The organism is Rhizorhabdus argentea, assembly GCF_037861105.1.
Taxonomy (GTDB): Bacteria; Pseudomonadota; Alphaproteobacteria; order Sphingomonadales; family Sphingomonadaceae; genus Rhizorhabdus; species Rhizorhabdus argentea.
Genome location: NZ_JBANFK010000037.1, coordinates 1 through 21,335, shown reverse-complemented (window position 1 = coordinate 21,335; position 21,335 = coordinate 1). Strand labels below are relative to the sequence as shown.

At 61.1% G+C, this 21,335-nt stretch carries 17 protein-coding genes and 1 pseudogene; 17 read left to right on the top strand and 1 reads right to left on the bottom strand.

What is annotated here, in order from left to right; genetic code table 11:
• Positions 1-611, bottom strand: a pseudogene (locus tag AAC645_RS19615) (hypothetical protein); the annotation flags it as partial.
• A 70-nt stretch (positions 612-681) separates the two neighbouring features.
• Here AAC645_RS19615 and AAC645_RS19610 point away from each other — a divergent pair.
• From AAC645_RS19610 to AAC645_RS19530, 17 genes are all read left to right on the top strand, one after another.
• The gene (locus AAC645_RS19610; protein ID WP_340318266.1) at positions 682-1,002 is read left to right on the top strand and encodes a hypothetical protein; all 321 of its coding nucleotides are present in this window, start codon (positions 682-684) and stop codon (positions 1,000-1,002) included.
• 73 nt (positions 1,003-1,075) lie between these two features.
• Positions 1,076-4,084: a CHAT domain-containing protein gene (locus AAC645_RS19605; protein ID WP_340318265.1), complete on the top strand. Its 3,009-nt coding sequence runs from the start codon at positions 1,076-1,078 to the stop codon at positions 4,082-4,084.
• Complete coding sequence (locus AAC645_RS19600) at positions 4,081-4,830, top strand: hypothetical protein (protein ID WP_340318264.1); 750 nt, start codon at positions 4,081-4,083, stop codon at positions 4,828-4,830. Before AAC645_RS19605 ends, AAC645_RS19600 begins: the two co-directional genes overlap by 4 nt.
• Positions 4,827-6,800, top strand: coding sequence for an adenylate/guanylate cyclase domain-containing protein (locus tag AAC645_RS19595; protein WP_340318263.1), 1,974 nt, complete (start codon positions 4,827-4,829; stop codon positions 6,798-6,800). The genes AAC645_RS19600 and AAC645_RS19595 overlap by 4 nt, the downstream gene beginning before the upstream one ends.
• On the top strand, positions 6,797-8,521 hold the full coding sequence (locus AAC645_RS19590; RefSeq protein ID WP_340318262.1) for a ShlB/FhaC/HecB family hemolysin secretion/activation protein: 1,725 nt from the start codon (positions 6,797-6,799) through the stop codon (positions 8,519-8,521). Before AAC645_RS19595 ends, AAC645_RS19590 begins: the two co-directional genes overlap by 4 nt.
• A gap of 400 nt (positions 8,522-8,921) precedes the next feature.
• The gene (locus tag AAC645_RS19585; RefSeq protein WP_340318267.1) at positions 8,922-10,037 is read left to right on the top strand and encodes a DUF2279 domain-containing protein; all 1,116 of its coding nucleotides are present in this window, start codon (positions 8,922-8,924) and stop codon (positions 10,035-10,037) included.
• Between the two features lie 547 nt (positions 10,038-10,584).
• Positions 10,585-11,388 carry an SDR family NAD(P)-dependent oxidoreductase gene (locus AAC645_RS19580; RefSeq protein WP_340318261.1) on the top strand — a complete coding sequence of 268 codons (804 nt, stop codon included), beginning with the start codon at positions 10,585-10,587 and terminating at the stop codon, positions 11,386-11,388.
• Positions 11,389-11,627: 239 nt separating this feature from the next.
• On the top strand, positions 11,628-12,974 hold the full coding sequence (locus tag AAC645_RS19575; RefSeq protein WP_340318260.1) for a hypothetical protein: 1,347 nt from the start codon (positions 11,628-11,630) through the stop codon (positions 12,972-12,974).
• A 109-nt stretch (positions 12,975-13,083) separates the two neighbouring features.
• Positions 13,084-14,271 (top strand): sulfotransferase family protein, encoded by a 1,188-nt coding sequence (locus tag AAC645_RS19570; RefSeq protein ID WP_340318259.1) that lies wholly within the window; start codon positions 13,084-13,086, stop codon positions 14,269-14,271.
• Positions 14,272-14,559: 288 nt separating this feature from the next.
• Positions 14,560-15,780 carry an aromatic ring-hydroxylating oxygenase subunit alpha gene (locus AAC645_RS19565; RefSeq protein WP_340318258.1) on the top strand — a complete coding sequence of 407 codons (1,221 nt, stop codon included), beginning with the start codon at positions 14,560-14,562 and terminating at the stop codon, positions 15,778-15,780.
• A gap of 190 nt (positions 15,781-15,970) precedes the next feature.
• On the top strand, positions 15,971-16,423 hold the full coding sequence (locus AAC645_RS19560) for a nuclear transport factor 2 family protein (RefSeq protein WP_340318257.1): 453 nt from the start codon (positions 15,971-15,973) through the stop codon (positions 16,421-16,423).
• Positions 16,424-16,462: 39 nt separating this feature from the next.
• Positions 16,463-17,227, top strand: coding sequence for an SDR family NAD(P)-dependent oxidoreductase (locus tag AAC645_RS19555; RefSeq protein WP_340318256.1), 765 nt, complete (start codon positions 16,463-16,465; stop codon positions 17,225-17,227).
• A gap of 79 nt (positions 17,228-17,306) precedes the next feature.
• Positions 17,307-17,858, top strand: coding sequence for a nuclear transport factor 2 family protein (locus AAC645_RS19550; protein WP_340318255.1), 552 nt, complete (start codon positions 17,307-17,309; stop codon positions 17,856-17,858).
• A 70-nt stretch (positions 17,859-17,928) separates the two neighbouring features.
• The gene (locus AAC645_RS19545; RefSeq protein WP_340318254.1) at positions 17,929-18,912 is read left to right on the top strand and encodes an LLM class flavin-dependent oxidoreductase; all 984 of its coding nucleotides are present in this window, start codon (positions 17,929-17,931) and stop codon (positions 18,910-18,912) included.
• A 30-nt stretch (positions 18,913-18,942) separates the two neighbouring features.
• Entirely contained in the window at positions 18,943-19,857 is a 915-nt protein-coding gene (locus AAC645_RS19540; protein ID WP_340318253.1) for a TIGR03620 family F420-dependent LLM class oxidoreductase, read from the top strand.
• 46 nt (positions 19,858-19,903) lie between these two features.
• Entirely contained in the window at positions 19,904-20,893 is a 990-nt protein-coding gene (locus AAC645_RS19535; RefSeq protein WP_340318252.1) for an NADP-dependent oxidoreductase, read from the top strand.
• Between the two features lie 49 nt (positions 20,894-20,942).
• The coding region (locus AAC645_RS19530; RefSeq protein ID WP_340318251.1) for a serine hydrolase domain-containing protein at positions 20,943-21,335 on the top strand (393 nt) is incomplete at its 3' end.

The window sequence follows — 21,335 nt, the reverse complement described above, 5'->3', positions numbered from 1 at the left end:
CCGCCGCCAGTCGTGGAGCCTAGCCCGCCGCCGCCACCGCCGCCGCCAGTCGTGGAGCCTAGCCCGCCGCCGCCACCGCCGCCGCCAGTCGTGGAGCCTAGCCCGCCGCCGCCACCGCCGCCGCCAGTCGTGGAGCCTAGCCCGCCGCCGCCACCGCCGCCGCCAGTCGTGGAGCCTAGCCCGCCGCCGCCACCACCGCCGCCAGTCGTGGAGCCTAGCCCGCCGCCACCACCGCCGCCGCCAGTCGTGGAGCCTAGCCCGCCGCCACCGCCACCGCCGCCAGTCGTGGAGCCTAGCCCGCCGCCGCCGATAGCTGAGGTAGTGGCCGGGGATACTGCGCGATCGGTCGTTTCGACCGTTTCGTCGATCACCGTTCCGACGCCTCCGGCTCCATCGGTGTCAGCACCGAGCGCGACTCCTGCTCCTGCTCCTGCTCCTGCTTCGGGGCCCGCTCCGGCAGGCGGAGATGCGTCATCCTCTTCAGGGGATACTGCGTCAAGCGGCTCGGAACCCGCATCGAGCGACAGCAGTTCGCCATCGAGCGACAGCAGCTCGTCCTCCGGCGATGCTACAGCCGCCTCGTCGGATGGCGGCGCGTCGCCCGGTCCCACATCCGACGGCGCCGCCGATGCCCCAGCCAGCTCCTCGCCGGCTCCCGCCGCGCCGGGCGGCGCGGCTCCCGTGGCCTCGGGGGGCGGTAGCGCCGGCGGCGAGGTCGCGGTTGTAGCGGTCGCTCCCGCACCGGTCGACGCTCTGGCGCCGTCACCGGTACCCGATACACCGCCGCCAACACCGACCGATGCCGCGGATGCCGGCGATCCTATCTTGCAGGCCGCTGCCCCCGATGGACCGGCGGCACCGGCGGCACAGGTACAGCGGGCGACTATGATGGTGACCCAGCTCAACCCGACGATTGCCGTCAGCGTCGATCTGCCGCCGCGCGTGCAGGGTGCTCCGGGAGTAGATGTCCGCTTCTCGCTGACGGGAGAGTTTGGCTTGTGATCCGATAGCTTCGCAGAGGAACGTCCGCCGCGATGCGGTGATGGTTAATGGTTGATTTTTGGGGGGAATGGGGTTGCGTTTTCTAGCTTTGATCCTGTCCGCATTGCTATCGAGCGCGGTGGCGCACGCCCAGGGTGAAGCGCCTGGGGCGATCGCGGCCGTGACGCTGGCCGGCGAGCAGTGCCGGACCGAGATCCGGACCGATGTGAAGATCGTCGGTTCCGCCCCCGCGGATGCCGATCTGGTCTGCGCCGGCAAGACGGTCGGGCGGTTGGCCCATTCGCTCGTGCTTGGGGGCGGCAGTCAAGGGACCGACGCCCAGGCGACGCTCTCGGCCGCATTGGAAGGCAGTCGCGCGGCGACGGCCATCAGGTCTGAACTGGCTTGTGAAGCCAAGCACTGGCTCTCCAACTCGCAGACCCCGGTCGTCCTGTTTCCGTGCCGGCAGAAAAACGACGGATGGCCGATCCTGCTCCTCGCGCGTCTCGATAGCGGGGTGCTGACCATCGTCGCGGCGCCGGCATCCACCTATCCGGTCCTTCGCGCGATGATGCGGCTACCCGATGAAGGACTGTCCCAGGCGCAGCTTACCGCCCAGGCCCAGGCCTTCTGGTCGCAACCCGTCGCAATGGCGAGCGCGGCCGATCTCGGAACCGTGAGGACGCTATTGCGCAATGCCCGCGTCGCCGCGAGCCAGCTAGATTATGAAGCTGCAGAGGCTGGATTTCGTTCGGCGCTCGAGCTGCAGTCCCGGCTGTTCGGCGAAAATGATCCGGGCACCAACGAGATACTGCTGGATCTGGCCCTATCCGTCAGCAACCAGCGGCGGTTCGACGAGGCCGAGGCGTTGTTGCGCCGGGCGGCGCCCATAGCGGACCGCTCGATACGTCCATCGGATCGCGCCAGGTCCGCGGCCTATCAGGGCTATATCGCGGCTAATCGCGGCGATTTTGTCGCCGCGCGGAGCTTTGCTCGCGCGGCCGCCGCAGCATGGCGTTCGATCGCTGCCGACGGCTGGCGGATCGACAGTGTCGCGGGCCTGCTCGACAAGAGCGAGCAGGCTTCGGCCGAAGCGGAGCTCGCGCATGCGCTGAACTTCGAAGCCGCGATGATGCTTCGCAACGATGATGCCACCGGTGCCTTTGCGAGCGCCGGCGAGGCGCTGCTGATCATCGACCGGGTCGAGGACGAGCCGCGCTGGTGGAAATCGGACATCCTGCTGACCCTCGGCGAAATCAGCAGCGCCCAGGGGCGCCTGTCGGCCGCCGAAGCCTATCTGAAGGGCGCGCTCGCACAGCGGCAGGCGATCTTCGGCGAGGGGCCCGGCACCCTCAAGGTGCGGACGGCGCTGGGCCGTGCCTATCAGGCCGAGCAGATGAACACGTCGGCGATCATCGCTTATCGCGACGCCATCAAGGTCGCACGCGCCCTTCCCAAGGAGAGTGTCCCTTTTACTGCCGACGACTTCGTGCCCTTCGCCGCCGCACTGGTCGACTATGCAGGCACGGTTGAGGATCCGCCGGCGAAGGCGGGCCTTTTCGCCGAGGGTTTCGATGCTTTCCAGATGGTTAGAAGCCCGCTTGCCGATCGCTCCGCCGTACTGGCGTCGGCCCGCCTCTCGGCGGACACGCCCGAACTAGCCGCCTTGATCGGCCGCCTCGAGACGGCCACCCGCGACCAGGGCACCGCGCGGCTGCGACTGGGGCAGGAACAGTCGCTCAACGCGCAGGAGCGCAGCGCGCAGGTGGAGGAACAACTCGCCAAGGATATCGCCAGCCAGGGCCAAGCGATCTCGTCGCTCCGGCTTGAGATCGCCCGCCGCTTCCCGTCCTTCGGACAACTGGCGGAGCCCAAATTGCCAACGCTCGATGCGGTCCGTTCGCGCCTGCAGGAGAAGGAAGGGCTGGTCACCTTCCTGATCGGCCGGGAGCGCTCCTTCGTGCAATTGGTGCGCCGGGATGGCGTCGTCATCGCGCCTGTGTCGGCGGGGGCCGCAGCGCTGCAGGCGGCGGTCGTGCGGTTGCGCCGCGGCCTCGAAGTGCAGGGAGCGTCGGTCAACGAGTTCGATCTTGAGGCTGCGCATCAACTTTATTCGGATCTGTTCGGCGGCATTCTCAAGGAACTGGCCGAGGTCGACCGGCTCGTCGTGGTGCCCTCCGGCCCGCTGGCCAGCCTGCCGTTCAGCGTCCTGGTGACTAGGCTCGCCGACGGCCATGATTATCGCAGGGCAGCGTGGCTAGCCCAGGCGAAGGCGCTGACCCATGTTCCGTCATTGGCCGCGTTCGTCAACCTGCGATCGACCAAGCTGGTCGGCAATCAACCGCGCCTGCTGATGGCGATGGGCAATCCGGTGCTCGGGCCGGTCCAGTCCGGCGCGGTGCAGCGCAGTTCGATGGCCGCTTTTACCGGAAGCTGCCTTTCGGGAGGCGTGACTCCGCCGCAACTGCTCCGCTCGCTGGCGTCGCTGCCCGACACGGGGAGCGAGATCACCAGCGTCGCGCGGTCGCTCAACTCGGCCAACGTCGCTATCAAGCTGGGCCAGGACGCGAATGAGACGGCCTTGAGAGGCGAGAATCTGTCGGACTTCCGCATTCTTTATTTCGCTACCCACGGCCTGCTCCCCGGCGAGCTGCGCTGCCAATCCGAACCAGGTCTGGTGCTCACGCCTCCCGCTGTGGCTGCGGCATCGCACGAGAGCGATGGCCTGCTCGATTCCAGCGAGATCGCGAAGCTTTCGATCAATGCCGATCTCGTCGTCCTGTCCGCGTGCAACACCGCCGCCTCCGGCGACAACCTCGGCGGGGAATCGCTATCCGGGCTGGCAGCCTCCTTCTTCCATGCCGGCGCGCGCAGTCTGGTGGTGAGTCATTGGCAGGTACCGTCCGCCGCCACCCGTCGGCTCATGTCGGGGATGTTCGGCGCGATGGGCGCCGAGCCGGACATGCCGGCCGACACGGCGTTGCAGCGAGCCCAGCTCGACATGATCCGAGATCCGGCGACGGCGCATCCCTTTTTCTGGGCAGCCTTCGTCGTCATGGGAGACGGCGCCACCAAACCCCTTCAGACAAGGACTGGAGCATGAAACTTCACCCGCTTCTTTTGCTCCCGCTCGCCCTGCTGGCGGGGCGGGCATCGGCGATCAATATGGTTGTGGTGGAGGCCAGGGCCGCTGGGCTCAAGCCGGGCATGATGATCAGCAGCATCGTTCCGGTCACGCTCAAGGAAGGCGAGCGGGTCACGATCATCGGCCCAGACGGGCGTTCGGTGACGCTCAGGGGACCTTATAAGGGAATCGCCGTGCGGGCTGGAACGGCGGTGCAGGATCCGAAGGCCGCACTCGCCGCCCTGATCTCGACCAGAAACGACCGTGCGAAGTCGGTCGGTGCGATCCGTGCCGGCGCGAATGCGGCAAAGCTTCCTGACCCATGGCTGATCGATATCAGCCGACCCGGCGCGCGATGCGTGCGCGAGGGTGATCGGCCGATCTGGTGGCGGCCGGACGACCGCGGCGCCGAGCCGTTCACCGTCTTTCCGATCGACCGCTCGTGGCGCGCCGACTTCCAGTGGAAGGCCGGTGTCGACCGGCTGGCGGCGCCGGCGCTGTCCAGGCTGGAAGGCGTCAGCACCTTCCTGGTCCGGGTCGAGGGACAGGAAAATGCGATTAGCATCCAGATGATCCCGCGCGACATTACCGATCCGCTGGTGCTGAGCAGCTGGATGCTTGAGCGGGCCTGCATCCAGCAGGCCGACGCTTATCTGCGCCAGATCGAGGCAGACCTTGCGAGATCAGCTTCTTCCTCTCCCAAGCCCGAAGGATCGGCCTCGTGAGCAAGGCATTGCGCCAATCCCTCTCCGTGACCGGCATCGCTCTGGCGGCGGCGCTGATCGCCTTCTTTGCCGTTCGCTATGTCTCACTGCTCACCAATCTCGAATATAAGGCCGCCGACATCCGAATTGCGGCGATGCAGCCGCCCGCCGAGCCATCCAAGGATGTCGTCGTCGTCGCCCTCGACGAAGCGACGCTCACGGCCTTTTCCTATCGATCCCCGGTCGACCGTGGATTCCTGGCGGATCTGATCACGCAGCTTTCGGCCAAGGGCGCCAAGCTCATCGGGGTCGACGTCATCGTCGACCAGCCGACCGAACCGGCGAAGGATGCAAAGCTCAAGCAGGTCATCGATGCGACCAAGACGCCGCTGTTCTTCAGCTATTCCTCGGCGCCGAACATCGTGACCGACGAGCAGCTGGCCTATCTCGATGCCTTCATTCCTGCCGACAAGCGTGCCGAGGCGAACCTGCTGACCGACCCGTTCGATCAGTCGGTGCGCAAGATCAATCCCGGCGGAGAGTTCAATGCGGCGGGCCAGCGGATCGACACGCCGCATCATCCGGCGGGTTTCGTCCGCAAGACGCTCGCGCTGGCGGGACGGGCTGCCCCGATGACCCCGGTTGAAATAGCCTGGCGCAGCCGGCCCGACGCGGAAACTCCAGCCTTTCCTACCTTTTCGGCCGCGGTGGTCCCGTTTCTTCCCGAGAGCTTCTTCAAGGACAAGATCGTCCTGATCGGGGCGATCGTCTCGATGACCGACCGGCACAGGACGCCGCTCGCGGTCGTCGACGACGGCGACCAGGGCAACATGCCGGGAATCTACGTGCAGGCCCACGGCGTCACGCAGATCCTCGAAGGACGCAAGCCGCCGCGCATGAGCGGTCCGGCGACGGCAGGCATCACCCTGATCGGCGCCATCCTCGGCGTCCTTATCTCGCTGCTCAAGCGGGGCATTCTCTTCAACGTCGCGGTCGGGGCGTTGCTGATCGCCGCTTATTGGGCGGGAGCGGTGGTCGGCTATGGCTACGGGTTGCCGATGCTGCCATTGGTTGCTCCGACAATGGCGTTCGCCTTTTCGATCTGGATGATGGACGTGTTCATCGGGCGCGGCGAGCGAAAGCAGCGCGAGTTCGTCCAGGGTACATTCTCGCGCTATGTCTCGCCCGCCGTCGTCAACCAGCTCGTCGCCGATCCGAGCTCGGTGTCGATCTCGGGCGTGCGCCGCGAAGCGACCTTCATCTTCACCGATGTGGCCGGATTCACGACCTTGTCGGAACAGCTCACCTCGGAGGCCCTGTCCGATACGCTCAACGACTATCTCAATGGCGCCTGCGAAATCATCCAAAAATATGAGGGCACGATCGACAAGTTCATCGGCGACGCGATCATGTCGATCTTCAACGCGCCGATCCTGCAAGCCGATCATCCCGAGAGAGCGATCAAATGCGCTCTCGAGTTGGACGCCTATGCCGAGGCCTTCCGTCTCGCGCGTAACGCCGAAGGCATTCCGATCGGCATTACCCGTATCGGCATTCATACCGGCGAAGCCACCATCGGCAACTTCGGATCGCAGTCGCGCATGGACTTCACCGCGCTGGGCGACACGGTCAACACGGCGGCCCGGACCGAGGGCGTGAACAAATATTTCGGTACCCGGATATGCGCTACCGAGCAGACCGTGTCGCGGTGCCCCTCCCTCAAGTTCAGGCCGGTGGGTGATATCGTCCTGAAGGGCAAGCTGACCGCGACAGGCCTCTATTGCCCGGTGGCCGACGACGCACCCGAAGCACTGATCGACGGCTATGACGAAGCCTATGCATTGCTCCGCGAGCATGATGAGGGTCCGGCGGCGGTGGGCGCATTCAAGGCGCTGGAGACGCAGTTCCCCGATGATCCGCTCATTCACTTTCACCTCAACCGGTTCGCCAAGGGCATCGTTTCGGCGCGAGTCGTGATGGACGACAAATGATCAATAAAGTGATGAACCTCCGTCCCTCCCCAAAGCGCGCGCGCGCCGCCGCAAACATGCTCGCCATCGCGGTGGCGGCTTGGCCAGGAACGAACGCGTTCGCGCAGAATGCCGACGCTATCCAGCGCGCGCTCGACGATGTCGCTCGCCAGCGCGTCGCGCCGCTGCCACTGCCACCGGCGGACTATGATTTCAGGATCCAGAATCCGGAACGATCGGCTGTGCCGAGGGCGGTCGACGAGATCGAATTCTCGGTGCGCTCGATCCGGGTGGTCGGCGCCAGGCATTTTCCGGACAGCGTGGTCCGTAGCATCTTCGCGCCACTCGAGGGCAGGACGATAGTCCTTGAGGATCTGCGCAAGGCCGCCCAGCAACTCGAAGACCGCTATCGCGCCGAGGGCTATTTTCTGACCCGGGTCTTCGTCTCGCCGCAGCGGGTCAAGGATGGCGTGCTCGAGGTCCAGGTGCTCGAAGGCTATATCGGCGCGACCTTTGTCGAGGCACCCAACGCGCCGTCACGGCGGCACGCCGAACAATTGCTGAAACCGGTGATCGATCAACACCCCGCGCAGTTCCGGGATCTTGAGAGCCGGCTGCTGCTGATCAACGATACGCCGGGCCTCGCGGGGACCAGCATCCTTCGCCAAGGGGCCGAGCCGGGCAGTTCGGAGATGCTGGTCAACCTCACCCGGGTGCCCAATGCCTATCGCGCGAGCTTCAGCAATACCGCCTCCAACATATTGGGCCCGACCAGCTATGGCCTGGGCGCAACGCTGAGCCAGCCGCTCGGCCGCCCCGGCCTGCTCGATGTCGACCTCTCGGCCGCGGGGGGGAACCTGTCGGAGCTGCGATCGGCCAGTCTTCGTTATGCAGCACCGATCGGATCCGGCGGTGCGGTGCTGGCGCTCGGTGGGCTGGTGGCATTCGCGAAACCCGGCGGTTCTGTGGCTTCGCTGAATATCAAGAGCCGCATCATGAGCTTCAATTCTCGCCTGCGAGCGCCGCTGCTCCGTAGCCGGCAGAATTCGGTCTATGTCGATCTTGCCATGACACTGAACCGCAGCCGAACCGAGGCGCTCGGCAAGCGGATCGTGGACGACAAGGGCACCGTCGCGGAGGTCGGCCTGTCCTGGCAGCAGGTCGGTTGGCTGAACGGGGCGACGACCGTCACGCTCACCCTGTCCCACGGCCTGGAAATCTTCGGCGCGATCGGGCGATCGGCTTCGTTGCCCTCGGTTGACGGCTTCAAGCCCGATTTCACCAAGCTGAACTACAGCCTCCAGCGCACCCAGATCCTGGCCGGCCGCTTCACCGCGCAGATCAACGTGCAGGGGCAATATACCGGCGATCGTCTGCTCTCGGGCGAGCAGGTCTCCTTTGGCGGGCCTTCGATCGGACGCGGCTATGATCCGTCGCTGCTGGCCGGAGAACGAGGCCTGGGCATGGTCGGCGAGCTCCAGTACGATCTGCCGGTCAAGCTCGCGCCCGCGATCGACAGCGCCAAGCTCTACAGCTTTGCCGATTGGGCGCGGGCAACCAGCCTGGCGTACAAAGCGATACCGAAACAGAACCGGTATATAAGTTCGATCGGCGTCGGCGTGCGCACGGTTCTATGGCAGCATGCCAGCGTCGACATGCAGCTTGCCCGGGCAGTCCGCACCGTCGCCGGGAACCCTCGGCGTGGTGTGCGATTCAACCTGAATGTCTTCCTCTTCTGGTAGCGTCGAGCCGATCGCAGCCAACGCACCATCTGAGGCCGGCGAATAGCAGTTCAGCTGGCAGAGGATCATATCGGGATCGGCATCGAGGATCGGCGAGGAATGTGTTGGCAGCTTTAGCCATGTCTGGCAGGATAATATTCCCAAATATCCCTGCCATCGAACGGAAAATGATCAACATATTCCATTTGGGTTTGGGTGGTATTCCTATGAGTTTTGAAAATACTCGCAAGAGTTAAGCATTATACTCTGAACTGTAATTACGGATAGGCCCTAAGCCTTGCGGATACGAGCCTCCCGCCACCTTGTTAGGGTTGGCTTTAACGCCCAATACAGAAGGTGCATTGTCTAATTATGCCGTCGAGATGCCGCCTCTAGATATTCGCCGGGCCATAGCTTGTCGATGGTGCTGGCGTTCTCCACGGTGCAGAGGGAGCAGCCGGTGAAGGGCAATAGCTTCTGCTACGCGGCGGCTCTGTTGATCGGTCTTCCTGCCTTCGGCGGCTCCGCACAGGCCGAAATCGCTACCGATGGGGCTTATGCAGAGCATGGCCAGGCAACGTCTGGAGCTATGCTACCTCTCGCGTTTGACCTGGGATTTTCCCTGCCCAAGCCGAACATGGCTTCGATAGGCGTTACGTCTTTCCGCGATCCTCAGGCCGAGCCTGAGGAGAGTGTTACGGAATTGCCTTCCTCGTCTGTGCAGGAAGGCACGAGCAGGCCTGGCTGGACAGACCATGTACCGAGAAGCGCTAGCCCCTATCCCACCTTCGGAAGCCAGGTTCATCGGATCAAGTGGGAAAGTCTGGGAGCTCTCGGCTATTTCACCGCCGTCAACTCGCCCAAATTCTTCAAGGAAACGACGTCTCTTCACTTCAAGAATGAGGGCTGGTTTGGGAAATCGACGGAAAACCTGGGGGTGGACAAGCTGACCCACGCCTTCGATTCCTACATCCTCGCCGAAATCCTGCATGCCCGCCTCCATGCAAAGACAGACGCGGCGAGCGGAGATGCCCTGACCGCGGCCGTACTGGCGACCGGCCTGATGTTCTACAGCGAGTTGTATGACGGCATCGAGACCGACAGCGGAATCTCTCTCCAGGATATGGTCATGAATGCCGCCGGGGCGACATTCTCGTTGCTGCGGAATACAACGCCCGGGCTCAGGGAAAAGCTGGACTTCCGGCTGCTCCTGATGCCCAACTCCGACATCTATACCCGCACCGGCAAGCGCCATTATGCCCAGCAGCGATATCTTTTGGCGCTGCAACTGGCGGGATTTCAAAGATTCGAGGGTACGCCGCTACGCTTCGTAGAATTGCATGCAGGCTATTATGCGTCGGGCTTCACGTCCGAGGATATTGCCCGCGGGGAGAGGCCGCGGCGCCACTTGTTTTTCGGCATCGGCATCAATCTGCGCGAACTTTTCCTCCGCGCGCCCAGATCCACAGCGGGCAGAGTTGTAGGTGTCGGGCTCGACTATATCCAACTTCCCTACACCGCCGCGCATTGGAAATAGAAATCGGCGACCGCGGCCACGCGCCATGCAGTCTGTAAACGCATGGCGCTGCCTGAAAATAACGTCGCCGCAACCTGTACCCGTATCCACCAGGGCGACAAGCTCCGCCGTTGAAAAAAGGACGTTCGTTCTATTGACAGATTGTGCCTTAACGTGGATGGTGAGGTGCGAAGGAGCCAGCGAGGAAGCGGCTCCAAGAAGTCAATGAAGTTGGGAGAGTGAGCGTAGGTTTCAGCTCTGCTAGAGCAAGTGGGGGTATTCTCCGCGTTTTTGGCAGCGTGCCGGATACACTAAAGAGTGTATAGAAGTGGTGGTGTTGCTGTAGTTTTCTTCGAAAACTCGAACCGAGTGCTCATCTGGCGTGAGTTGGTCTACGTCAACGTCGCCAGAATCTGCCGGTTTGAAGCTGCACGGGCGAGAAAACGGGCATTGACCCGAAGGGTAATATAAATGATCCGCGGCGGCGTCGGGTGGACCTGGCGCGTGAATGTAAACTGCGTATTAATTTGGTCGATAATCATAGAAGTACATAGGAAAGGATACATCCGTGCTACCGTTCCAGGATAAGTCGGCCGTTGTTCTTGGCGCCTCCGCACGTGGCGGCACCGGCTGGGAAACCGCCAAGCTGCTCGCAGAGCAGGGTGCGCGCGTAACTGTCGGCGCGCGGGGAATGGCTGGGGTCCAGGAGCTTGCCGGTCTTATCGGCGGCACCGGTGTGCGGTGCGATGCTTCGATCGAGGCAGAGGTGGAGGCAATGGCCGAGGCGGCTTTTGCCGCGTACGGCCCCATCGATGTCGCCATAATCGCCGCGGGAGTGCCCTTTGTCGGCATGATCGACGTCATCGATCCGGAGGATGTGCGGAAAGCTTTCGACATCAACTATTTTGGTCCATTCTTCTTCATCAAGCATATGGCGCGGCGCATGCGCGACGGCGGTGCGATGGTGGTGATCACGTCGACCGCGGCGTCGATGCCGGTTCCGGGCTATAGCAGCTATGGTTCCGCTAAGGCCGCGGCCCAGATCCTGGTTGAGCATGCCGCGCTTGAATATGCGCCGCGGGACATCCGGATCAATGCGGTGGAAGCAGGGCTCATCGATACACCGATGTCGAAGATACTGTTGGAGCACGAAGTGGCTCGGAAAGTGCTCTTGAAGGAGATTCCGCTCGGTCGGCCTGTCACGCCGAGGCAGGTCGGGGCGGCCTGCCTGTGGCTGTGCCATCCGGATGCGGCCGTAACCGGCGATACGCTGAACGTCGACAACGGCAATCATCTACGCCGCAACGTGCAGCCCGAAGAGTTGCCCTACGAGGTCATGGCCGCAAACGCCGACGCGTCGTCTAAAAAATGATCAGCCGCGGCTGGCGAGGGACGGGTATGCCGAGGACAAGACTATTCACCTTATGCGGTCTTTTTCCTCGCTACCGGATCCTGCTGGCAGGGCGCGCCGGCCTTGAAGTCGTAGGGCAGCCCGGAGCCCGTCAGTGAAATTTCCGGAATAGCCTGAGGTCCGAGCAACACACATTGAGACGTTCTGACGGCCCAGAAGTTGATCGCGATGTCTGCCCAAAAGCAACTGGAGAGCATTGTATGAACGAGACCGACAATATGCGTGGTGCTGACCGTGAGGCTCGAATTGCTCCTTCGGGCGTGGGATCCGATCAACTTTTGGCGACCGCGCAGCAGTATGAAATCGAAGCGACCGCAGAGGCAATTCTCAAGACAAGCGAAATGCAGAAGGCGATGGAGGAGGCTCGTCAACTTCTAACTAATTTATCATGGGCGAAATCAGAGGCTGCTCAACAGACTTTTCAACAGGTGATTTCCGAATGTGCTGGCTATGCTGTTCTGTCCGCCGCAAACCGGGATCCCCAGAACCCCGGCCTGGTCTGGATCCAGACCTCTCGAAAAGAGTGGATGGGGCATGCGGTAACAGGATCACGGTTCTGCTTCGATAATCCCGACAACATATATCGCTACGCGTTTATCGACGACGCATCGACCTATGTTCTTGACGCCAAGCCTACAGGGCCGACGGGCAGATTCAGCGTGGCCATCTATGTCGCGCTGACGGGCGCCGAAGTGGACAGCTGGGAGGACTGGGAACGGACGACGGATGCAGCGGACGAGGAACGTATACTCGTAGATAGTGAGGGCGCATCGCGCATCACGATCGGACCCGAAGACCCCAAGGACGGTAGCCTTCACCTGAACTCACGGGGAGGAGTTTTCGTCATTGTCCGAGAGGCATTGAACGACTGGCATACGCAGCGGCCTCGCGCCATGTCCTTCCGCAAGGTCGCTGGGCCGCAAACCCCTGCGCTGACGTTCGATGACCGTGTCGCGATTGCCGCACGCTACATGATGTTCGGAGCGAAAACGATCGCTCAATTTGAGAATCTATACTCGTCGATCCCGATCAATGATTTCGGGCCTCCGCTCAAGCGCGGTCACTCGACGAAACCGTCGATGATCACGCAAGGTCGATACCGTCTCGCGGATGACGAGGCGCTGATCGTGAGCGTCCTTCCGCAGGCCGCGGAATATATGAGCTTCAGCGTAACGTCTCCTTGGCTGATCTCCCGGAATGCCGCCAGCAAGTCGGGCAGCCGGACGGGCCGCCAATCGCATCAGAATGCCGACGGCACTTACACCTATGTCGTGAGCCACCGTGATCCGGGTGTCGCGAACTGGATGGATACCGACGGTCTGCTCGAGGGTTGCATGGCCATGCGCTGGGAAGGGATGCATGCACCCGTGGCCGATCCCAAGGACGCCACAACAGGCATCAGGCTCGTCAAGCTCGACTCTGTCCGTTCCGAGCTTCCCGCCGATTTTCCCTCTGTGGGGCCGGCGGAACGATCAGCCGAACTGGCAGGCCGTCGATCGGACTATGAGTCGCGCTGCGGAGTAGCTTGCAGGTTCATCGAAGGCTGAGGACACTATTCAACATGAATCTCCCTCTGGAGCAGATTATCCATTCTCGCCGAATTTCCGCATCGCCGTTGATCGCACACGGCAAGTATCAAGGTTAGAGGAGCCTCCAATGGAGACGGTTCAGCATACATCAAAACTGTCGATGGAAAGAATGATCGCCGCGGCCTCCGCCGATACCGGGTTGAACGATTTCGGTGACTTCGACCCGCGCGAAGGATTGGCGCGATTTCTGCAGGACATCAACGACAACGTTTTGTTGAACGAGGCCGGCCGGGCAAGCATATCCGGGATCATCCATCGCTGGCTGGTCAACGGACTGCGTTTTGCCGATGATCTGAAGAAGCACCCGGAAATTCTCGACGAGCAAGTCGATGATCCGCTCATCATTTTGGGAATGACGCGTGTCGGCTCGACCAAGCTGCAGCGTTTGCTCGCAGCCGACCCGGACACGTTGAGCATCAGGCATTGGGAATCGCTGAATCCCTCGCGCATGCCGAATGCGGTGGCAGGTGAAGAGGATCCCCGCATCGGGATTGATCGTGAGATAATCGACGCCATGATCAAAAACAATCTCGGCCTAATGCAGTCCCATTCGGTGAAGGTCGACGATGCCGAGGAAGACATTTTTGTGCAATTGCCTACATTCAAGACGGTGGGGCACTGCTGGGTTCTGCCAACTCCGAACTATTATGACTGGGTAAGATCTCAGTCTCTGCACAGTTCTTATGTCTTCCTCAAGCAGATGCTGCAATATCTGCAATGGCAGAAAGGCGGGCGCCAGAGCGAGAATGGCGACCGACGATGGATATTGAAGACGCCGCCGCACATAGGGAATATGGATCTGCTGGTCGATGTGTTTCCCAATGCTAAATATGTTTTCATGCATCGCGACCTTCACGAAGTCATTGCATCGACGTGCCGCCTGATCGAGATGTTGTTCCGGACCTGCATGGATGTCGTCGACCTGGAAGCCGTGGGCGCATATGTGCTTCGGCTTTGGTCTGCGGAGATGGACCGGCATCTGCAGCAGCTCGACGCTCTCAGTTCGCAAATCGATCTCCTTGATGTCCAATATGACCGTCTCAGGAAAGACACGTTCGGAGTGGTGCGCGACATCTATCAGCTGATGGGCCGTGATTTGACGCCGCGCCGGGAACAAGCGCTGCGTATGTGGGAGGAAAACGACTCACATGGTGAATTTGGCAGCTATAGCTACAGTTTGGAGCAATACGGCCTGACATCGACGGATGTCGACATTGCCTTCGCCGAATATAACCGCCGCTACTTTCAAAAATGACTGCTCCGTAGATACATCGTTTCACCAGACTGACGTGTCGGCACACCTCCGCCGTCGCCACTCAGGCCTGCTGTTCCTTCGGAATCGGACGAGGCGATTGCTACAACGCCAAGGCAGCTTTTCGATCATGGGCCCCAAGGGAGCGAAAATAAAAAAGAAAGGACGATCGTTCTAAATTTGTTGACTTGCAGTTTGCCGGTATGCGAAGTTGCGGGAAGTCAGAAATTTGAATCGCGCCGAGTAAGGCGGGAAGTGTTTGGAAATAAGGTCCACAGGAGTGGTGCTGACATGATAGGCTTCGAACATTCCGAAATGCGCTCTCGCTATGACGCGCTCATCGACCTGGTCGCGAAAAAGAGTCCCACGCTCGCGCCCGATGTCTTCAAGGTTCCCGTAAGCGAATATACCGACCGCGAACGTTGGGAGCGGGAAGTCCGGTTGCTGCGAACCACGCCCATGGTTTTGGCATTGTCGAGTGAGTTGCCCGAACCCGGCAGCTATTGGTCGCTGACTCGCCTGGGCGTGCCGATGCTCCTGGTCCGCCAGAAATCCGGCGAGGTTCGGCTGTTCATCAATGCCTGCCGACACCGCGGCGCGAAGGTGGTCGAGGAAGGGCAGGGTAAGAAGCCGCGCTTCACCTGCATCTATCACGCCTGGACCTACGGGCTTGACGGACGGCTCGTGGCACTGTCCGAGAACGCCATTTTCGGGGACGTCGACAAGTCTGAGTACGGATTGACCGAACTGGCCGTTGAGGAGCGCTACGGCCTCATCTGGGCCATTCTGACCCCGGACCTGCCGCTTGATCTTGATGAGTTTCTTGGGCCGGAACTCTCAAGCCTGTTGCCTAAGTTCGGCCTTGAACGCTTCCGGGTGGTAAACCTGAAGGAGGTGCCCGCCGCGAATTGGAAATTGGCCTACGAAGGGTATATCGAAACCTACCACTTCCCCAGCCTTCATGCACAGAGCTTTGGAAGTTTCGTCATTCCCGGCGTGATCAAGGTTGATAGCAGAGGCATCCATGGTGAAATAGTGTCACCGGTCCTGGGCATTCAGGAGGTATGCGATCCTTCATCGATTGATGATCTGAAGCGCTATGTCCAAAGTGGCTTCACTATTTTTCCGTCTACATTCTACACATGCGCAAGCACCAATGCGTTTGCTGGTGAGGAAGAGCGTGATGCCGCGCCGCTCGAACGCATGTTCATGAATCAGATCCTTCCCGGCAACAGTCCGGGTGAGTCGGTGACTATATCGCGAACCGTTGTGAGTGGCGAATTCGAGGGCACTCCGATGGAGAAAGAGGTTCGTGATTGGGCGAATAGCACCCATCAGGTCGTTATTGATGAAGATTGCCCGGTCGTAAATAGTATACAAGAGACGGTGTACTCCGGCGCCCAGGAATATTTCACCTTCGGCCGCAACGAGAGCGCCATTCATCACTTCCACCGGGAGCTGCATAAGGCCCTGGGTGATAAGCCGTTGGATGAACCGCAAAGGAACCAGTGACAATATCTCGTAGGTTGACTAGGAAGTCTGCATGTCTGTCGTTGACAGACCGGCGCGGGCTGGTCGATCAGCTTTGTCGTGCGATCATTGCCGTGGGAGAGGGATAAGTGTCTGTTGCCCGACGGTTCTGCGTGGCCCGTCCAGCGGAGCATTTGTTGCGCAAGCCGCGGCGTCATGAAACTTTGCATGGATGAAAATCGGCATGGATGAAAAATTGCAACGGCTGATGGATCGCGAGGAAATTCGGGATCTGGTGAACCGGTTTTCGGCCTATGAAGACCGACGGATGTGGGATGAGGCGGCCGACTGCTTCACGGAAGACGGTGTTTTCGACGAAACCGCTGTCGACGGCCCGCGGTCCGAAGGCAGGGGGCAGATCAGGGCTTTTTTCAAGGAGCAGATAGATGGTGCCATGACGTTCCTGGCCCATTATGCGACCGGCCATGTCATAACAGAACAAAGCGACGATGAGGCAAAGGGCTTCTTCAACTGCTTCTTCGAGGGCGGGTTGCATGACGGAACTGTCGTGAAAGTTCATGGCTATCTGGACGACACTTACGCCCGTGTTGAAGGAAAGTGGCTGTTCAAGTCGCACAAGGTTGTCCTTTACGGTCCGCGGCAGTTCACCAGGCCGTCCAATTAGACGGTTTAGCGGAAAAGAATTTCAGCAGCGGGAGTGGGTATGAGAGGATTGCGGGACAAGGTAGCGATCGTGACGGGAGCGGCTTCTCCGATCGGGATTGGATTTGCTACGGCGAAGCGCCTGGCTGAAGAGGGGGCACTGGTCGCGCTGACCGATATCAATCATGCCGCCGTCGAGGAACGCGCGGCCGAACTGCGGCAGGCAGGGTATCGCGCGATCGGGATTACGCACGATGCCGTTGACGAAGCGTCCTGGGAAACCGTCTTGCAGACCACTCGCGATGAACTGGGCCCGCTGGACATATTGGTGAACAATGCCGCCATCGCCGTGCAGGCCCACGTCGTTGACATGGAACTGTCCGACTGGCGTCGCCAGCTCGATGTCAATGGAACCACGGCCTTTCTGGGCTGTCGGATCGCCACGCGCGAGTGGCAATCATCCGGCCGGGTAGGCGCGATCGTCAACGTGGCGTCGACCGCCTCGCTCGTGGCCGGCGAATATGGCGGCGCCTATTGCGCCAGCAAAGGCGCGGTCCTGATGCTGACCAAGGTGGTGGCGATCGAAAACGCGAAACATGGCATTCGCGTCAATTCGGTGCACCCTGGCTGGACCAAGACGGCTATGCTCGGGGATTCGCTGGACGATCCTGAAGCCCAGACCGCGCAAATCAAGGCGATCATACCGGCCGGGCGGTTAGGCGACCCTTCGGAAATGGCAGCAGCGATCGCCTTCCTCGCCTCGGACGATGCGTCTTTCTGCAACGGCACCGCTCTTTTGGTCGATGGGGGGCTGACGGCGCAATGATGGCCGCGGGGGTTCGACAGGGCGCAAATGTCCTTCGACCCGTCGCCCGATCAATCAGCTTATAAGGAGAGAGTTAATCATGGCCAGTGCCACAGACCCGTTCGCGGGAACATCCTTCGGTCCCAGGGGCAAACGGCCGACGACTCTCGAAGAGCGAGTGCGACTGATCGAGGATCACGAGGACATCGTACGACTGATGTCGCTCTACACCCACTATAATGACGGCGGCTGGGAAGGCCAGGGACCGAGCCACATGGGTCCCTCTGCGGATCTGTTCGTCGAAGATGGCGTCTGGGACGACTGCGGGACGATCGGCAAGGCGGAAGGTCGCGAGACGATCCGTGCGCTCTTCAATACGTTGCGGGCCACCCCTTATGTTTCGCACAACGTGATGAACCCCCTGATCGATGTAGATGGCGATGTCGCGCGGGGACACTGGCATCTGATTGCGCTGTCGAAGTGGCCGAACGGGAGGCCGATCGAGGACAATGACGGTCATTGGTCACTTGCAATCTATAAAGTCCAATTCAAGCGGACCAGCGAAGGCTGGCGTTTCACCAATATGACCATAAACCGTGGCCGCGAAATGCCGCAGCGCGGCTACAATGCTCCGCCGCAATGGTCGGTATAACGATCTTATTTGACGGCATGAATGTGCGCACATCTGTCGGTGCCAGGACAACATATAAGGGAGCGGATTGATGCCAGGCAACGTGACTTTCGGTTACCTCTACGACTTCCGCAATCCGCCGCAATGGCATCGGCCCTGGACCGAGCTGTATGAAGAAATAATCGATGTCGCCGCCTGGAGCGAGCAGGTCGGCTTCGCCGGCGCGTGGGTGCCCGAGCATCATCTTTCCAGCGACGGCTACCTGCCCTCGCCGCTTGCCACCATTTCGGCGATCGCCGCGCGCACCAAGCGCATCAGCCTGGGCACGTGGATCGCGCTCGCCCCGCTGTACCATCCGACCCGCTTTGCCTCCGATTGCGCGGTGCTCGACATCATCTGCGGCGGACGGCTCGATATCGGTCTCGGCATCGGCTACCGGCCGGAGGAATATGCGGCGATGGGCGTCGATTTCACCAAGCGTGGTCGCCTGTTCGATGAATGGCTGGAGATCGTCACCCGGCTCTGGTCGGGTGAAACAGTCGATTATGCCGGGCAGCATTATCAGCTGGACGGCGTGCGGATGATGCCGCCGGCACCGCGCGGTCATATTCCAATTTACATCGGCGGCTTTGCCCCAAAGGCGATCGAGCGGGTCCTGACATATGGCGAAGGCTATGTCGGGACTACCGACGGAGCCGACATCTATGTCGAAAAACTACGTGCGCAAGGCAAGGATGTCAGCCAGGGCAAGGTGCGGCTCGGTGATTTTTTCACCGTGGTCGCCCGCGACCCGGAACAGGCGATGGAGGAACTGGCCCCTCATTTCCACCACGTCAACAATACCTATGCCGAATGGGGCGGCGAGGGCATGGATCTCATGAGCCTCGACGAGTTCAAGGCGTGCAGCAAGATGCAGATCCTGTCCCCCGAAGCAGCGGTCGCGAAATACAAGGCTTTGCAGGAACGCATGCCGCTCGACCATGTATCGATGATGATGCCGCCGGGACTTCGTGCCGAGCGTTTCATGTCCTACGCGCAGTTGTTTGCCGACGAGGTGTTGCCGGCTTTTACCTGACGAAATCGCGGGCCATACAGGAGAATATGAATGAATCTCGGCAATCTCGCCGTCTGGTCCCATATCGATGGACCGATCAGCTTTTTCGAGGACGAGAAGTCTGGCGAGTTGGGGCCGGCTACCGCCGAGCGTCTCGCTCGCTTCGCCCGCCGTGTCGAGGAACTTGGCTATTCCGCGATCTGGATGCCGGACGGCTTCGGGCGCGACCCGTTGATCGCCTCCGCTTGGCTGCTGGCCAACACCACCAAGCTGAACGTGGCGACCGGCATTGTCAGCATCTATTCGCGCGATCCGATCGCCATGCGGGCGGGGGGAGACGCGCTGAACGAGCAATGGGGCGGGCGCTTCATCCTGGGCCTGGGCGTTTCCCATCGTGAGGCGGTGGAGGGCATGCGGGGGCATCGATATGAAAAGCCGCTTCCCGCGATGCGCTCCTATCTGGAGGCCATGGCTCGGGCGCCTTATAATGCCGCGCGGCCGGCTGAGCCGACCAGGATCGTTCTGGCTGGTCTACGCCAGAAGATGATCGCGCTCAGTGGCGAGCTGGCGCAGGGCACGCATAGCTATCTCGTGACCGCCGAGCATACCGCGCAGGCGCGCGCGATCCTCGGCCCTGACCGGCTGCTCTGCGTGGAACAGCCGCTGGTCCTCGAAAGCGATCCTGCGAAGGCACGGGCGATCGCTCGCCGCGAGCTCGAATTTTATCTTACTATGCTCAATTATCAAAATTCCTGGAAGGCGCTCGGATTTACCGACGAGGATCTTGCCAATGGCGGCTCCGATCACTTTGTCGACTCGGTCGTCGGCTGGGGCGACGAGGCTGCGCTGCGCAAGCGCATCGACGAGCATCTGAGCGCGGGCGCCACCCAGGTCTGCATAAAGTCGCTGGCGCCGGGCGGCGGCACCGACATGCGGATCATCGAGTTGCTTGCGCCTGGAGCGTAAGGCCTCCCATCGGCTGGATGGCGTAAGATAACGTGGAGTCATGCCTGTGCGTGCAGTTATTGCAGATTTCGTCAATACCTCCAATTCACCCCGCATTTCCGAGATAGACGAGCCACGGATATCTGAAGACGACGTGCTTGTGAAAATTGCTTATGCTGGAATGAATGCCGCCGACTGGCAGTATTCACAAGGAATGGTAAAGACCATGTCCGTCAGCCCCATCAATATCATGGGCTTCGAGGCCGCAGGCGTGGTTACGAGCGTAGGACGTAGTGTCACGAACTTCCGTGAAGGAGATCGCGTCATGTTCGCGCGGACTCACACAACCGGGGAGGCGGGGACATTTGCGGAATATGTCGCTGTCCCTGCCCATCTGGCGCGTCGCGTTCCAGGCGGAATGTCACTGGCAGAGGCCGGGGCGACACCGATTTGCTTCCTGACCTCCTACATCGCGCTGTTCGCAGATGATCTGGGTAATGCGAAGCCGGGCCAGAAGATATTGGTGCACGGCGGCTCTGGCGGCGTCGGGAGCTTCGCCATCCAGCTCGCGAAATTCGGCGGGCTTTCGGTGGCGGCAAGCGGCAGGACAGCCAATCGAGATTATATGATCGAGATGGGGGCCGACTGCGCCATCGATTACACCGATCCAGAGAAAGGCATCGTGGCCCAAACGCGTGAATGGGCTCCGGAGGGGCTCGATATCGTGTTCGATGCCGTACGACAAAATACTCTGCCCGACGCGCTCGACGCATTGAAGCCAGGCGGAACACTGGTCAGCATAGCGACCACGCTCGACCAGAGCAATCTGGACGAGCAGATGCGTGCGTCGCAAGCGCGCGGCTTTCGGCACGTCCTCTGCTTCGCCCATTGGCCCGATCGGCTTGAGAAACTGCCAATTGCAGAGATTCTTGAACGCCAGGGTATTTGTGTCCCCCCCGTCGAGGTGGTGGAACTCGCCGACCTTTCGTCCGCGATAGAGCGGCTGAAGGGCGGACATAACCGGGGCAAACTCGTGTTGAAGATGGCAGGCGAATGACTTTCGACGGCGCGACGAGGCTTTGCCCCATGTTCGCGCATCGTGGAAAATGTGGGAAGCAGTGAAGAGTTTGGAAACTATGGATTTCGAGGCTCAAGGAACCGTGGCCCCCGGCTATGAGGGGGTCCGCGCAGTCTTCCAGGATAATCTTGCATCGGGGCAAGACATCGGAGCGGCTTTCGCCGCGTATCGCGACGGCGCCGCAGTGGTGGATCTTTGGGGTGGATGTCGCGTGGACGATCGCTCCGCCAGGATTACGGATCGCACCGTTTTCGGCATCAATTCCACGAGTAAGGGCGTGCTGTCGATCTGCATCGCGATGCTAGTGGACCGGGGCAAGCTGGATTATGAAACGCCTGTTTCGACCTATTGGCCTGAATTCGCGGCGAACGGCAAGGCGGCGATCACGGTCGGCGAAATGATGTCGCACCAGGCCGGTCTG